At 75.0% G+C, this 12,883-nt stretch carries 9 protein-coding genes; 3 read left to right on the top strand and 6 right to left on the bottom strand.

What is annotated here, in order from left to right; genetic code table 11:
- Nucleotides 1–264 precede the first annotated feature (264 nt).
- On the bottom strand, nucleotides 265–1,281 hold the full coding sequence (locus ACSNN7_RS20195; protein ID WP_436682442.1) for a GGDEF domain-containing protein: 1,017 nt from the start codon (nucleotides 1,279–1,281) through the stop codon (nucleotides 265–267).
- A gap of 322 nt (nucleotides 1,282–1,603) precedes the next feature.
- Between ACSNN7_RS20195 and ACSNN7_RS20200 the strand changes: the two genes are divergently transcribed.
- The gene (locus tag ACSNN7_RS20200) at nucleotides 1,604–3,826 is read left to right on the top strand and encodes a molybdopterin-dependent oxidoreductase (RefSeq protein WP_436682443.1); all 2,223 of its coding nucleotides are present in this window, start codon (nucleotides 1,604–1,606) and stop codon (nucleotides 3,824–3,826) included.
- Between the two features lie 57 nt (nucleotides 3,827–3,883).
- Here the strand turns inward: ACSNN7_RS20200 and ACSNN7_RS20205 are convergent, their stop codons facing one another.
- From ACSNN7_RS20205 to ACSNN7_RS20225, 5 genes are all read right to left on the bottom strand, one after another.
- Entirely contained in the window at nucleotides 3,884–5,059 is a 1,176-nt protein-coding gene (locus tag ACSNN7_RS20205) for a zinc-dependent alcohol dehydrogenase (RefSeq protein WP_436682444.1), read from the bottom strand.
- Between the two features lie 13 nt (nucleotides 5,060–5,072).
- Nucleotides 5,073–6,062, bottom strand: coding sequence for an SRPBCC family protein (locus ACSNN7_RS20210; RefSeq protein ID WP_436682446.1), 990 nt, complete (start codon nucleotides 6,060–6,062; stop codon nucleotides 5,073–5,075).
- 337 nt (nucleotides 6,063–6,399) lie between these two features.
- Entirely contained in the window at nucleotides 6,400–6,690 is a 291-nt protein-coding gene (locus tag ACSNN7_RS20215) for a hypothetical protein (RefSeq protein WP_436682449.1), read from the bottom strand.
- Nucleotides 6,684–7,004 carry a hypothetical protein gene (locus ACSNN7_RS20220; RefSeq protein WP_436682451.1) on the bottom strand — a complete coding sequence of 107 codons (321 nt, stop codon included), beginning with the start codon at nucleotides 7,002–7,004 and terminating at the stop codon, nucleotides 6,684–6,686. Before ACSNN7_RS20220 ends, ACSNN7_RS20215 begins: the two co-directional genes overlap by 7 nt.
- A 93-nt stretch (nucleotides 7,005–7,097) precedes the next feature.
- Entirely contained in the window at nucleotides 7,098–10,406 is a 3,309-nt protein-coding gene (locus tag ACSNN7_RS20225) for a BTAD domain-containing putative transcriptional regulator (RefSeq protein WP_436682453.1), read from the bottom strand.
- 161 nt (nucleotides 10,407–10,567) lie between these two features.
- Here ACSNN7_RS20225 and ACSNN7_RS20230 point away from each other — a divergent pair, with 161 nt between their 5' ends.
- Nucleotides 10,568–11,446 carry an alpha/beta fold hydrolase gene (locus ACSNN7_RS20230; protein WP_436682455.1) on the top strand — a complete coding sequence of 293 codons (879 nt, stop codon included), beginning with the start codon at nucleotides 10,568–10,570 and terminating at the stop codon, nucleotides 11,444–11,446.
- A 253-nt stretch (nucleotides 11,447–11,699) separates the two neighbouring features.
- Nucleotides 11,700–12,851 carry a GTPase HflX gene (gene hflX, locus ACSNN7_RS20235; protein ID WP_436682457.1) on the top strand — a complete coding sequence of 384 codons (1,152 nt, stop codon included), beginning with the start codon at nucleotides 11,700–11,702 and terminating at the stop codon, nucleotides 12,849–12,851.
- Nucleotides 12,852–12,883: the final 32 nt, after the last annotated feature.

The following is a 12,883-nucleotide window of genomic DNA, read 5'->3' on the forward strand; positions in this document are numbered from 1 at the left end:
CGCCTCACCGTCGCCGTCACGGATCCCGCGCTCGCCCCGGTGGCCCGCGCCGACGAGCAGGAGGGCGGCGGTGATCGAGCCGAGCGCGCGCAGGTGTCGGGACATGCAGGTCCTCCCGGTGAGCGGGGGCGGGTAGGCCGAGAGAGCGCTCTCACGACGAAGTTTGTCGATGGTTAACGCATCTGTCAAGAAGGTTGCCTATTGTGAGCGCCCGCGCACCGTCAGGCCGTGACGCCCCGGCCTCCCGCCGGCGGCCTCGCCGGGTCAGGGCGCGCCGAACGGGTCCGGTCCGCTCGGCACCAGGCCGTGGCCCTCGCCCGGCCGGTCGCCGGTGCGACGTTGCTGCTTCACCCGGTAGAGGCGCTGGTCGGCCACGTGCAACAGGGTGTCCAGGGTGTCGCCGTCGCCGGGCGCGGTGGCCGCTCCGATGCTGACGCCGGTGTGCCGGCCCACCGCCGCGTCGATCCGGGTCATGACCGTCCGCACGGTCGCCTCGTCGGCCTCGCTGAGGACGACCACGAACTCGTCCCCGCCGACCCGGGCGATGGCGTCCTCGGCGCGCAGCACCTCCCGCGCCGCCGCCACCGTCCGCTTCAGCAGCTCGTCACCGGCGGCGTGCCCGTACCGGTCGTTGACGCTCTTGAAGTCGTCCAGGTCCAGGCAGAGCATGGACGGGCCGGCGCGACCGCAGCGGCGGAACAGGTGCTGGGCGAAGTCCGCCAGGCCGCGCCGGTTCAGGGCCCCGGTGAGCGGGTCCAGCGCCGCGAGCGCGCGCAGCTGGGACCGCTGCCGCGCCAGCTTCCGGGTCTGCGTGCCGCAGACCGAGATCAGCACCACCATGCCCGCCACGTAGAGGAAGACGTGACCGGGCGGCGACGGCCGCCCGAGGACGGCGACGGCGAGATACGCCCCGAGGAGCAGCGCCTCCAGCGCCATCATCAGCCGCAGGTGCGGCGTGTAGCTGGCCACGAAGACGGTGGTGGTCACGAAGCCCAGGGCGGCCGGCGAGGCGGCCCCGCCGTCCCAGTACGCGCCGAGCGCCGCCACGACGATCGTCACCAGCAGGATGGTGAACGAGACGCGGTACCCCGAGGCCTTCGTGGTCACCGTCCGCGCCGCCCAGACGCCGACGGCGCCGAACGCCATCCCGCAGCTGTACGCCACGAGCATGAGGTCGCGGTGCGGTTCGCCCAACGTCATCAGGCAGTAGAGGACCGCGATGCCGTGCGAGACCGCGTGCAACGCCGCGGTGAGCAGCATCCGACGCCGGCGTTCGTTCACCCCGTCCACCGCACCCTGACCACGGCTGCCGGGGACGCAGCAGCACGATCGGTCGGAGTGGCCATGCCGGTGGTACGCGTCGAGGCCACTGCCTGGACGGGCCCTGCCACGCGGACATTGAATGTTGTGGGTTACATCACAGTCAATACCCGAATGGGTGTATCCGCCCTGGCCAAGGCGCTGGTGCCCCGATCCGCCCGGCAATCGCACTTTCCGTGGTCGGCCCGCTGCGCCCCGCGTCGGCCGTTCGTCGGGGGATGACAGCGCTCCGGTGGCGTGCCACCATACCGACCAGTCGGTATTCCACCGGAGGGGGCCCGCGATGCCGGGAACGACCGCGACGCGTACCGCGTACCGCACCTGTCCACTGTGCGAGGCGACCTGCGGGCTGACCCTGACCATCGCCGACGGCCGGGTGACGCACGCCCGGGGCGACCGCGACCACGTCTTCAGCCACGGCTTCGTCTGCCCCAAGGGGGCCGCGTTCCCGCAACTGCTGGCCGACCCGGACCGCCTGCGCCGACCGCTGCTGCGCATCGACGGCACGCTGCGCGAGGTCGGCTGGGACGAGGCGTTCGCCGCCGTCGAGGCCGGCCTTTCCGCCGCCCGCCAGGCCGGCGGCCCCGACGCGGTCGCCGCCTACCTCGGCAACCCCAACGTGCACACGATCGCCGGTGGGCTCTACGCCGGCCCCCTGCTGCGGGCGCTCGGCACCCGCAACGTCTTCTCGGCCAGCACCGTCGACCAGATGCCCAAGCACGTCTCCTCCGGCTACCTGTACGGCGACCCCAACGCCATCCCGGTGCCCGACCTCGACCACACCGACCTGCTCGTGCTGCTCGGCGCCAACCCGTGGGAGTCCAACGGCAGCCTCTGCACCGCGCCCGACTTCCCCGGCCGGCTGCGGGCGTTGCAGGCGCGCGGCGGCCGCTTCCTCGTCGTCGACCCGCGCCGCACCCGGACGGCCGCCGCCGCCGACGAGCACCTGCCCATCCGGCCCGGCACCGACGCGCTGCTGCTCTTCGCCGTCGTGCACACGCTCTTCGACGAGGACCTGGTACGCCTCGGCCGGCTGGCCGAGCACGTCACCGGGCTGGACGACGTCCGCGACCTGGCCGGCGCGTTCGCCCCCGAGCGGGTGGCCGACCGGTGCGCGGTGCCCGCGCCGCGCATCCGCGAACTCGCCCGCGAACTCGCGGCCGCCCCCACCGCCGCCGTGTACGGGCGCATCGGCACCTGCACGGTCGCCTTCGGCACGCTGACCAGCTGGCTGGTCGACGTGGTCAACGTGCTGACCGGCAACCTGGACCGGCCCGGCGGGGCGATGTTCCCCCTCGCCGCCCACCAGCGCACCCGGGCCGCCGGCCCGGGCCGGGGATTCCGTACCGGACGCTGGGCCAGCCGGGTGCGGGGCCTGCCGGAGGTCAAGGGCGAGCTGCCGGTCGCCACCCTGGCCGACGAGATCGACACCCCGGGGGAGGGGCGGGTCCGGGCGCTGATCACCGTCGCCGGCAACCCGGTGCTCTCCACCGCGAACAGTGCCCGGCTGGACCGCGCGCTCGCCTCGCTCGACTTCATGGTCAGTGTCGACCCCTACCTGAACGAGACCACCCGGCACGCCGACGTGGTGCTGCCGCCACCGGACCCCGCCCGCGCCGGGCACTACGACTTCGCGTTCCTCACCCTGGCCGTGCGCAACGTCGCGAGCTACTCGCCGCCGGTCCTGCCGATGGAGCCCGACGGCCTCGACGAGTGCGACATCCTGGCCCGGCTCACCCTGATCGCCGCCGGGCAGGGCGCCGCCGCCGACCCGGCGGGCCTGCACGAGCACCTGCTGGGCCAGGTGCTCGCCGACGCCGCCGACGTGCTCAACCGGCCGGCGGACGAGCTGCGGACCCTCGTCGCCGGGGACCGGCCGCCCGAACGCCTGCTCGACGCGCGGCTGCGCCTCGGCCCGTACGGCGACCGGTTCGGGCAGCGGCCGGACGGGCTGACCCTGACCCGGCTGCTCGACCAGCCGCACGGCGTCGACCTCGGGGCGCTGCGACCGCGGCTGCCGGAGGTGCTGCGCACGCCGAGCGGCACCGTCGAGCTGTGCCCGCCGCCGATCGCCGCCGACGTCGCCCGGCTGCGGGCGGCCCGGGACGCGCCGCCGGAGGGCTTCGTCCTCGTCGGGCGCCGGCACCTGCGGTCCAACAACAGCTGGATGCACAACGTGCCGGCGCTGGTGAAGGGGCGGGACCGCTGCACGCTGCAGGTGCACCCGGAGGACGCGGCGAAGCTCGGGCTGGCCGCCGGCGACGACGCCCGCGTCTCCTCCCGGGTCGGGGCGGTGGTCGTACCCGTGGAGGTCACCGCGGACACCATGCCGGGCGTGGTCAGCCTGCCGCACGGGTGGGGCCACGACGTGCCCGGCACCCGGCAGTCGGTGGCCCGCGCCCACCCCGGCGTCAACAGCAACGTGCTCACCGACGAGACGGCCGTCGACCCGCTCTCCGGCAACGTCGTGCTCAACGGCATCCCGGTGCGCGTCGAGCCCGCCTGACCGGCCGCCCCGGCCGCCGGCACCGGCCGGCGGCCGCGTCGCGGACGGCCCGCCCGGCTACGCCTTCAGGACCACCTTCACGCACTCGTCCTGCTTGTTCTTGAAGATGTCGTACCCCAGGGGCGTGTCGTCGATGCTCATCGTGTGGGTGATGATGAAGCTCGGGTCGATCTCCCCCTTGCGGATGCGTTCCAACAGCGGCCGCATGAAGCGCTGCACGTGGGCCTGCCCGGAGCGCATGGTCAGTGACCGGTTCATGAACGAGCTCATCGGGAACTTGTCGATGAACCCGCCGTACGCGCCGACCGCCGAGATGGTGCCGCCGTTACGACAGCTCAGGATCGCCTCGCGCAGCGCGTGGGGCCGGTCGGTCTCCGCCTTCACCGCCTGCTTCGCCCGGTCGTAGGCCTGCAGGGCCGCCGAGGCGTGGTGGCCCTCCATGCCCACGGCGTCGATGCAGGCGTCCGGGCCCCGCCCGGCGGTCATCTCCCGCAGCGTGTCCAGGACGTCGGTCTCCTCGTAGTTGATGGTCTCCGCGCCCACCTTGTCCCGGGCCATCCGCAGCCGGTACGGGTACCGGTCGATGACGATCACCTGTCCCGCTCCGAGCAGGTAGGCGCTGACCGCGGCGAACTGCCCCACCGGTCCCGCGCCCCAGATGGCCACGACGTCACCCGGCTTGATCTCGCACAGCTCCGCGGCCATGTACCCGGTCGGCAGCACGTCGGAGAGGAACAGCACCTTCTCGTCCGGGAGGTCGTCCTCGATCTTGACGGCCCCGACGTCGACATAGGGCACCCGCACGTACTCCGCCTGCCCGCCCGCGTACCCGCCCAACAGGTGGGAGTAGCCGAAGATGCCGGCGGGGGAGTGCCCCATCGCCACCTCCGCGATCGCCGCGTTGGGGTTGGAGTTCTCGCAGGCCGAGTAGAGCCCCCTCTGGCAGGAGAAGCAGTCGCCACAGGCGATGGGGAAGCCGACGACGACCCGGTCACCCACGCGCAGTCCGTCCCGCGCACCCTGGCCCAGCTCCACGATCTCGCCCATGAACTCGTGGCCGAGGATGTCCCCCCGCTTCATCGCCGGGATGAAGCCGTCGAGCAGGTGCAGGTCGGAGCCGCAGATCGCCGACGAGGTCACCCGGACGACGGCGTCGCGGGGATTGAGGATCTGCGGATCCGGTACGTCCTCGACCGCGACCTTGTTCGGGGCGACCCAGCAGTTGGCCTTCATCGGTGTCTCTCCCTCACGCGGTCCGGGTCGTCGCCAGCGGCCGGGCCGGACGCTGGTGGGTCTGTGCGTGCACGCTCGTGCCGTCCGGGGTGCCGTCCGAGCGGGTGATCTCGCCGGTCTCGATGACCTGCTTGAACCGGCGCAGGTCGTCGCAGATCTGCTGTTGCGGGTTCTCGCCGAACGCCCTGGCCACCGCGTTGCCCAGGATCCGGCCCGGCACGGAGTACTCCAGCTCGACGCGGATCTCCGTACCCTGGTTGGCGGGAGCCGGCATGAAGCGCACCCGGCCGCAGTTCGGCACCTTCGCGCCGTCGACGGAACGCCAGCTGATCATCTCGTTCGGCCGGTCCTCGACGATCTCCGCCTCCCACCGCACGCTCCGGCCGGCCGGAGCCTTCGCCGTCCAGACCGAGCGCCGGTCGCCGGTGATCCGCACCGACTGCAGGTGGTACATGAACCGCGGCAGGTTCTCGAAGTCGTGCCAGAACTGGTACGCCTCCTCCGGCCGGCGGTTGACCGTGATGGAGCCGTACGCCCGGTTGGCGCCGAACATCCGGCGGCCTCGCGTCGCGCGCAGCGAGGCGTACAGGTCGATCGCGGTGATCCCGGCGAGCGCCGCCACGGTGTACGTCAGGCGGCGGCGCCGGTCGTCGCGGCGGTTGCGCATCGCCCGCCCGGCGGCGGCGAGGTCCATGACGTCGCCGGCGACCCGGGTCCACGCCGCCGGCCCGGCGTGCCGGGGCACCAGCAGCGCCGCCGCGTGGCCCAGCTCCCGAATCCCGGCGGCGCGCAGCACGAGCTGTGCCGTGCGTGAGTCGTCGACGCCGCACAGCCGGCTCACCCGAGGGGTCGCCGCCAGGGTGGTGATGCCGAGACCCAGGCTGAACCAGCCCAGGACGCGGGCCAGCCCCTCCGATCGGCCGTTCTGCACCGCCCGTTCGATGCCGAGGCCGTCCGTCACCGAACGCCACCCCATGGTGGTGGTGCTCTTGCTTCCTGCCATCTTCCTCACCCCGTAGCTGAGTAGGTCACCGTCGGAGGTCTCCGGACCGCGCTGCCGCGCGGGTGGCGGAGAACGTGGACCGGACGCGTCGGCCGGGTGCGGCGTGACGGCTCCCCCTCCAGGCCGGCAGCAGAGGACCGGCTCCCGCGTCGATGCACGAGTGCCCGAACGGCCGTCGGCCGCGGCCTGCCATTCCCGCAAATCCCGCCCGCACACCTGCCGCCCGGAGGGCGTGGCACTCCTCGGATCCTCGTCCCCGGTCGGAGTGGGGCCCGGTAGACGGCTTCGTGACCCACTGCCTCCGGCCGGGCTCACGGAGCCGGCGGCGACGCCGGTGTCAGCAGAACCAGCCGTCCTGCACCCAGCCGCGACGGTTGATGTGCCCGTAGGCGAACCCGTAGACGTAGCCGCCGCTGCGCGGACCCTCGACGAGGAAGGTCTGCCCCCGGTACAGGGTGCCCATCCAGGCGCCGTTGGGGTCGGTGCGGACGAACAGGTCGGCCGCGCACACCGTCTCGCGCTGGCCGATCGTGCCGGTGTCGGCGTAGGCCGCGACCGGCGCGGCGACGATCGCGATCGCGCCCGCCAGCAGGGTCGCCGCCGCCCGGGCGACGGATCGGCTCACCATGAGTCGTACCCTCCGATGCACTCGATGCGCAGGTAGCCCCAGTCGTTGGGGCCGAAGTCGAAGGTCGCCGCCCAGCCGTTGTAGACGGGATGCGCCCCGGGCGTGTGGCCGATCTTGTTGCCGTAGGGCAGCGTCCGCTTCAGGCCGTACGGGCCGTGCGCCGAGTCGTAGTTGTCGTAGAAGCTGGCGCTCTGGCAGATGACCACGGCGTGCCGGGGCACCACCGGGTCGGCGTGGGCCGGGGTGACGCTGAGCGTGGCCACCGAGGTGCCGATGGTGACCGCGGCGATTCCCCGCAGAATCCGTCGAGGCATGCCGACCTCCCGTCGCGGTGAAGACGATTGCCGGTGACGGTATCAAGAGTGTCGATATCTGTCGATGTGCGGGACCGTCCCGCCGCCCGGGCCTCAGCGGCCGGCGCGCGCGGCCACCTCGGCCGCCTGCCGGCGGTGCGCGGCGGCGTCGTCGGGCCGGCCCAGCGCGGCGGCGAGATCGGCGAGGTACCCGCCCACCGGCCCGAGGGTGAGGATCCCGCTGCCCGCCCCGGCCAGTTCGTCGGCGGCGGGCAGCAGCTCGCCGTACGCGTACCGGATGGTGCTGCGCTCGCCGAGGGTGAGCGCGGCGCGGGCGGCGAGGCAGAGCCGCGCCTCACGCAGCAGGTCGCGCGGCGACTCCGGAAGCGCCCGCAGCGCTGCGGCCGCCTCGGCCGGGTGCCCGTCGGCGAGCAGGACCAGCGGCCGGACCCACGGCTCGTACGGTCCCCAGGCCTGGCGCTGCCACTCGTCCCCCGCCAGGTCCTCCGGTCGCCGCAGCCGCAGCGACAGCAGCGCGAGGGGGAGGAGCCCCTCCTCCAGGCCGGGCATCCCGGCGGCGGGCAGCCGGGCGTGGGCGGCCCGGTACGCGGCCTCGGCCTCGGCGACCCGCCCGCCGACGGCCAGGCGCAGCGCCGCGTACCAGCGGGTGAAGACGCCCACCAGCGGCAGCTCGTAGCGGTGCGCGAGCCGGTCGGCGGCCGCGGCGTGCGCGTCGGCGGCGGCCAGGTCGGCGAGCGCGCAGCGCGCCTGGAGCAGCACCAGGTGGCCGAGCACCTCGAAGGTCACCAGGTCGTGGGCGCGAGCCAGCTCGACCAGTTCCGCTCCGATGCGCGCCCGCTGGGCAGCCAGGCCGGTGCGGTCGAAGGTGTGCATGAAGCGGGCGTTGAGGGCGAACGCCAGCAGCGCCGGGTCCGCCAGCCGCCGGGCGATGGCCTCCGCCTCCACGGCGGCCCGGCGTCCCCGGTCGGTGCCGGCTCCGCGCAGTTCCAGCGCGAGCGTGCTCAACAGGCGGCTACGGTCCGCTGCCCGGTCCCCGCCCAGGGCGGCCAGGGTGCGCTCGGCGGCTCCGGCGATCCGGTGGGAGAGGGCCTCGTCGTCGTTGCGCGTCCAGATGGCGGGCACCTCGAAGGCCGCGAGGACGTCCGCGGTCACCCGCGCGTCGTTCAGCCGCTCGGCGGCGTCGAGCGCCTCGCCGCGGTGCCGTCGGGCCCGGTCGAGGTGGCCGGTGACGGCGAGCGCCCGGCCCAGTCCCATCAGCGCCCGTAGCCGGCCGTGCGGGTCGTCCGTGATTCGTTCGTGGGCGTCGACCGCCTGCTGCCACAGCCGGGCCGCCAGGTGCGGCAGGGAGCGGCGTTCGGCCTGCTCGGCGGCGGCGGTGGCGTAGCGGGCGGCGCGGGGCGCCGCGGCTCGCGTCCCGGCGCGGGCGAAGTGGTGCGCCAGCGCGGCGACGTCGTCGGGGTGCAGCCGTTCGAGGGCGTCACCGGCGGCGGCGTGCCAGCGGGCCCGCCGCGGCGCCGACAGGTCGTCGTACACGGTGTCCCGGACCAGGATGTGCGCGAACCGCAGCCGCGCCGCCGGGCCGTACTCGGTCAGGAAACCGGCGGTCGCGGCGGTGTCCAGCGCGTCGAGGACGCCCGCCTCGTCGCCGGTCATCGCCGCCAGGGTGTCCGGGTCGACGTCGCGGCCGAGGACCGCCGCCTGCTGCACCACCGTCCGGGCGGGGTCGGGAAGCTGGGCCAGCCGGTGGCGGATGACGTCGCGTACGCCGGCCGGCACGGTCTCCAGCGCCGCCGGGCCCTCCGTCGCGAGCAACCGCGCCAGCTCCCGGACGTAGAACGGGTTGCCGCCGCTGCGCCGGTGGATCAGACCGACGGTCGGCGGGTCCAGCTCGACACCGGCGACGGTGCGGGCGAGTTCGCCGGTGGCCGGTTCGTCCAGACCGTCGAGGTAGACCCGGGCCGGTTCGGTCCGGGCGAGGCGGGCCAGGGCGGCCGTCAGCTCGGGACCGATCCCGGTGGACCGGAAGACACCGACCACGAACACGGCGCCGGTGACCGGCTCCGGCTCGGTGAGCAGGGCGGCGAGCAGGTCGAGGGTGTCCTCGTCCGCCCGGTGCAGGTCGTCGAGGACCAGCAGCACCGGTCCCGCACCGGCGACCGCGCCGAGCAGGGCCACGGCGGCCCGGTGCCGGCGGAACCGGGACACCGCCGGGTCCTCGGGGGCCGCCGGGTCGCCGGCCGGCGGGTCCTCGGCGGCCAGCGCCCGGGTGATCTGCGTCCACGGCCAGGCCACCGGCGCGCCCTCGTACTCGGGGCTGCGCCCCCAGGCCGTGGTCCAGCCGTCGGCGGCCAGCCGCCGGGTGAGCGCCTCGGCCAGCGCCGTCTTGCCCGCCCCGGCGCCGCCCGAGACCAGGGCCAGGGCCGGCCGGCGGTGGCCGGCCACCGTCCCGGCCGTGGCCGTCAGCCGGTCCAGCTCCGCGTGCCGGCCCACGAAGGTACGCCGCTCCGCCGGCGCGGCCCGCACCGCGGATCCGCCGGCTGCCGGGACGCCGGCGGGCGACGGGGCCCCGGCGGGGCGATCGGGGTACGGCACGGTGTCCTCGCCGGGCGGGGCCGGGTCCAGCCGTGGCGCCTGGGCCAGGATGTCGGCCTCCAGGCGACGCAGCCGGGGGCCGGGGTCCAGGCCGAGTTCCGCCACCAGGGTCTCCCGGGCCCGGCGCAGCGCGCCCAGCGCCTCGCCCTGCCGGCCCGACCGGTACAGCGCGGTCGCCCACAGCCGCCAGGCCTCCTCGCGCAGCGGCTGCGCGGCGGCGTGCTGCTCCAGCTCGACGGCGGCCTCGGCGGCCCGCCCCAGCGCCAGCAGCGCCTCGCCCCGCCGCTGGACCGCCAGCATCCGCAACTCGTCCAGCCGGGTCGCCTCGGCGCGCGCCCACCCCTGGTCGGCGAACTCCCCGTACGCCGGGCCACGCCACCAGCCGAGCGCCTCGGTGAGGCAGGCGAGCGCCGGCTCGGGCTCCCCGTCGGCGAGCAGCTGACCCGCCTCGCCGACCGCCGTCTCGAACCGCCATGCGTCCACCGCCTCAGGTGCCGCCCGCAGCGCGTAACCGGGCGGCGCGGTCACCAGCAGCCGGGCCGGCCAGCGGGGCGGACGCTCCGGTTCCAGTGCCCGGCGCAGGTCCGCGACGAAGGTCCGGATCGCCGCCACCGAGCCGTCCGACGGGGTCTCCCACAGGTCCCCGACGAGCCGGTCCACGGACACCACCCGGCCCCGGGCGGCCAGCAGGCGGGCCAGCACCGCCCGGTGACGCGGGCCTCGCAGCGGGACCGGACCGCCTTCGCCGGTCGCCTCCACCGGACCCAGCACCCCGAAGGTCACCGCTGGTGCCCCCGCCCCCCGGCTCATGGCGCCCACTCTATGCACCGCCGCGCGGCGTCCCGGTCGGCGGCCGGTCACTCATCCGCTGCTGATCCGCTGCTCATCGCCCGCGGGCAGGCTCGATCCCGGACGACCGGTCGACGGGGGCGCCGCCCCCGCCCGGTCGACGGACCCCGAAAGGATCCCCGATGGCCCCCATGATCAACGGATTCGACTACCAGCGCGTCACCGTCGCCGACGGGGTCAGCCTGCACGCCGCCGTCGGCGGCTCGGGCCGCCCCGTCGTGCTGCTGCACGGCTTCCCGCAGACCCACCTCATGTGGCGGCACGTCGCCGCCGACCTCGCCGCCGACCACACCGTCATCTGCCCCGACCTGCGCGGCTACGGCGCCAGCGACAAGCCCGCGGCGACCGGCCCGGAGGTCTATGCCAAGCGCACCATGGCCGCCGACATCGTGGCGCTGGCCCGTGCCCTGGGCCACGACCGCTTCGCCCTGGCCGGGCACGACCGGGGCGCCCTGGTCGCCGTCCGCGCCGGACTCGACCATCCGCAGGCGGTCACCCACCTGGCCTCGCTCGACGTCCTGCCGACCCTGGACATGTGGAACGTCATGCGCGGCACCTCCGCCGCCGTCGGCTTCCACCTGTACCTGATGGCCCAGCCGCCCGGCCTGCCCGAGCAGCTCATCGCCGGCAGCCCCGACGCCTTCTTCGGCCACTTCCTCGACATCTGGACCCGGGACCCCGACGCCATTCCCGCCGAGGTCCGGGCCGCCTACCTGACGGCCTGCCGGGAGGCGATCCCGTCCATCGTCGCCGACTACCGCGCGTCCGCCGGCATCGACGTGGAGCACGACGCCGCCGACCGCGCCGCCGGCCACCAGCTGCGCATGCCGGTGAGCGTGCTCCAGCAGGACTGGGGCGCCGCCCTCGGCTCCGACGCCGCCGCCTTGTGGCGCGCCTGGGCGCCGGAGGTGGACCACCGCACCGTCTCCTGCGGCCACTTCATGGCCGAGGAGGCACCCGCCGAGGTGGTCAAGGCGCTCCGGGCGCTGCTGGCCCGGTGACCGGCGGCGGCTCCGGGGCCGGCCCGGCCCCGGAGCCGGCACGCGCGGGGTGTCGGCACTGCCCCGGGCCGCCCCGGATCGAGCGGTCCGGGCGGCGCCGACCGGGTCCCGACCCTGGGGTCAAGCCGCACCGTCCTTGCGACGGGATTCCGATTCCCGGGCGGTCTCCGCCGGCAGGGCGGGCGATCTCGGCGGCATGGTCGGGGACGGTCAGGGTAGGCGGCAGTCCGGCAGCGTCGAGATGAGGTGGACGATGGCGGGTACCTGGTTGCTCGGTGCGGGAGCCGAAACCTCCCGGCAACGGCCGACGGCCGTGCTGGTGGCGGTGCACGAGGACGGCGGTGCGGGTGGCAACGGCCCCGGCAGCGACGTGTCGCTGGAGGAGCTGCGACGGCTCGCCGACACCGACGGGCTCAGTGTCGCCGAGGCGGTGGTGCAGAACCGCCCGAAGCCGGACCCGGCGACCTACGTCGGCTCCGGCAAGGTCGACGAACTGGCCGCCGCCACGGAACGCGTCGGGGCCGAGTTGGTGATCGCCGACGGCGAGCTCACCCCCGGCCAGGTGCGCAACCTGGAGGAACGGGTCGGGGTACGGGTGGTGGACCGGACCGCGCTGATCCTGGACATCTTCGCCGAGCACGCCCGCACCAGCGAGGGTCGGGTGCAGGTGGAGCTGGCGCAGATCGCGTACCAGTTGCCCCGGCTGCGCGGCGACGGCCGGGTGATGTCCCGCGTCGGTGGCGGCCGGGTCGCCGGCGGCGCCGGCATCGGTGTGCGTGGACCCGGTGAGATGCGGCTGGAGACCCAGCGGCGGACGCTGCGCCAGCGGGCCACCCGGCTGAAGCGCAACGCCGCCGAGCTGGCCCGGCGCCGGGAACGCACCCGCAGCCGGCGGGCCCGCAACCAGGTCCCCTCGGTGTCGATCACGGGGTACACCAATGCCGGGAAGTCCGCCCTGCTCAACCGCCTCACCGGCGCGGACGCCCAGGTGCAGGACGTCCTCTTCGCCACCCTCGACCCGACGGTGCGGCGGATCAGCACCGGCGAGCTGACCTACACCCTGACCGACACGGTGGGCTTCGTCCGGCACCTGCCTCACCAGCTGGTCGACGCGTTCCGGTCGACCCTGGACGAGGTCACCAGCAGCGACCTGGCGCTGCACGTGGTGGACGCCTCCGCGCCCGACGCGCTCGGGCAGATCACCACGGTGCACGGGGTACTGCACGAGATCGGCGCCGGCCAGGTGCCGGAACTGCTGGTGCTCAACAAGATCGACATGGCGCCGCCGGAGTGGGTCGACGCGCTGTGCCGCGCGTACCCGGACGCGGTGCCGGTGTCCGCCCTGACCGGTACCGGCATCGACGAGCTGCGCCGGGCCCTGGCCCACCGCCTGGGCGAGCGGTGACCCCCGGGGCGCGCCGCGGGCCGTCCCGGGGA

This window comes from Micromonospora sp. URMC 105, from assembly GCF_051386295.1.
GTDB lineage: Bacteria > Actinomycetota > Actinomycetes > Mycobacteriales > Micromonosporaceae > Micromonospora.

Bases quoted from the DNA above. Each gene is read 5' to 3' on its own strand.
- ACSNN7_RS20215 (WP_436682449.1), bottom strand. From the start codon at position 6,690: ATGGTGAGCCGATCCGTCGCCCGGGCGGCGGCGACCCTGCTGGCGGGC.
- ACSNN7_RS20225 (WP_436682453.1), bottom strand. From the start codon at position 10,406: ATGAGCCGGGGGGCGGGGGCACCAGCGGTGACCTTCGGGGTGCTGGGT.
- ACSNN7_RS20200 (WP_436682443.1), top strand. From the start codon at position 1,604: ATGCCGGGAACGACCGCGACGCGTACCGCGTACCGCACCTGTCCACTG.
- ACSNN7_RS20205 (WP_436682444.1), bottom strand. From the start codon at position 5,059: ATGAAGGCCAACTGCTGGGTCGCCCCGAACAAGGTCGCGGTCGAGGAC.
- hflX (WP_436682457.1), top strand. From the start codon at position 11,700: ATGGCGGGTACCTGGTTGCTCGGTGCGGGAGCCGAAACCTCCCGGCAA.
- ACSNN7_RS20230 (WP_436682455.1), top strand. From the start codon at position 10,568: ATGGCCCCCATGATCAACGGATTCGACTACCAGCGCGTCACCGTCGCC.
- ACSNN7_RS20210 (WP_436682446.1), bottom strand. From the start codon at position 6,062: ATGGCAGGAAGCAAGAGCACCACCACCATGGGGTGGCGTTCGGTGACG.
- ACSNN7_RS20220 (WP_436682451.1), bottom strand. From the start codon at position 7,004: ATGCCTCGACGGATTCTGCGGGGAATCGCCGCGGTCACCATCGGCACC.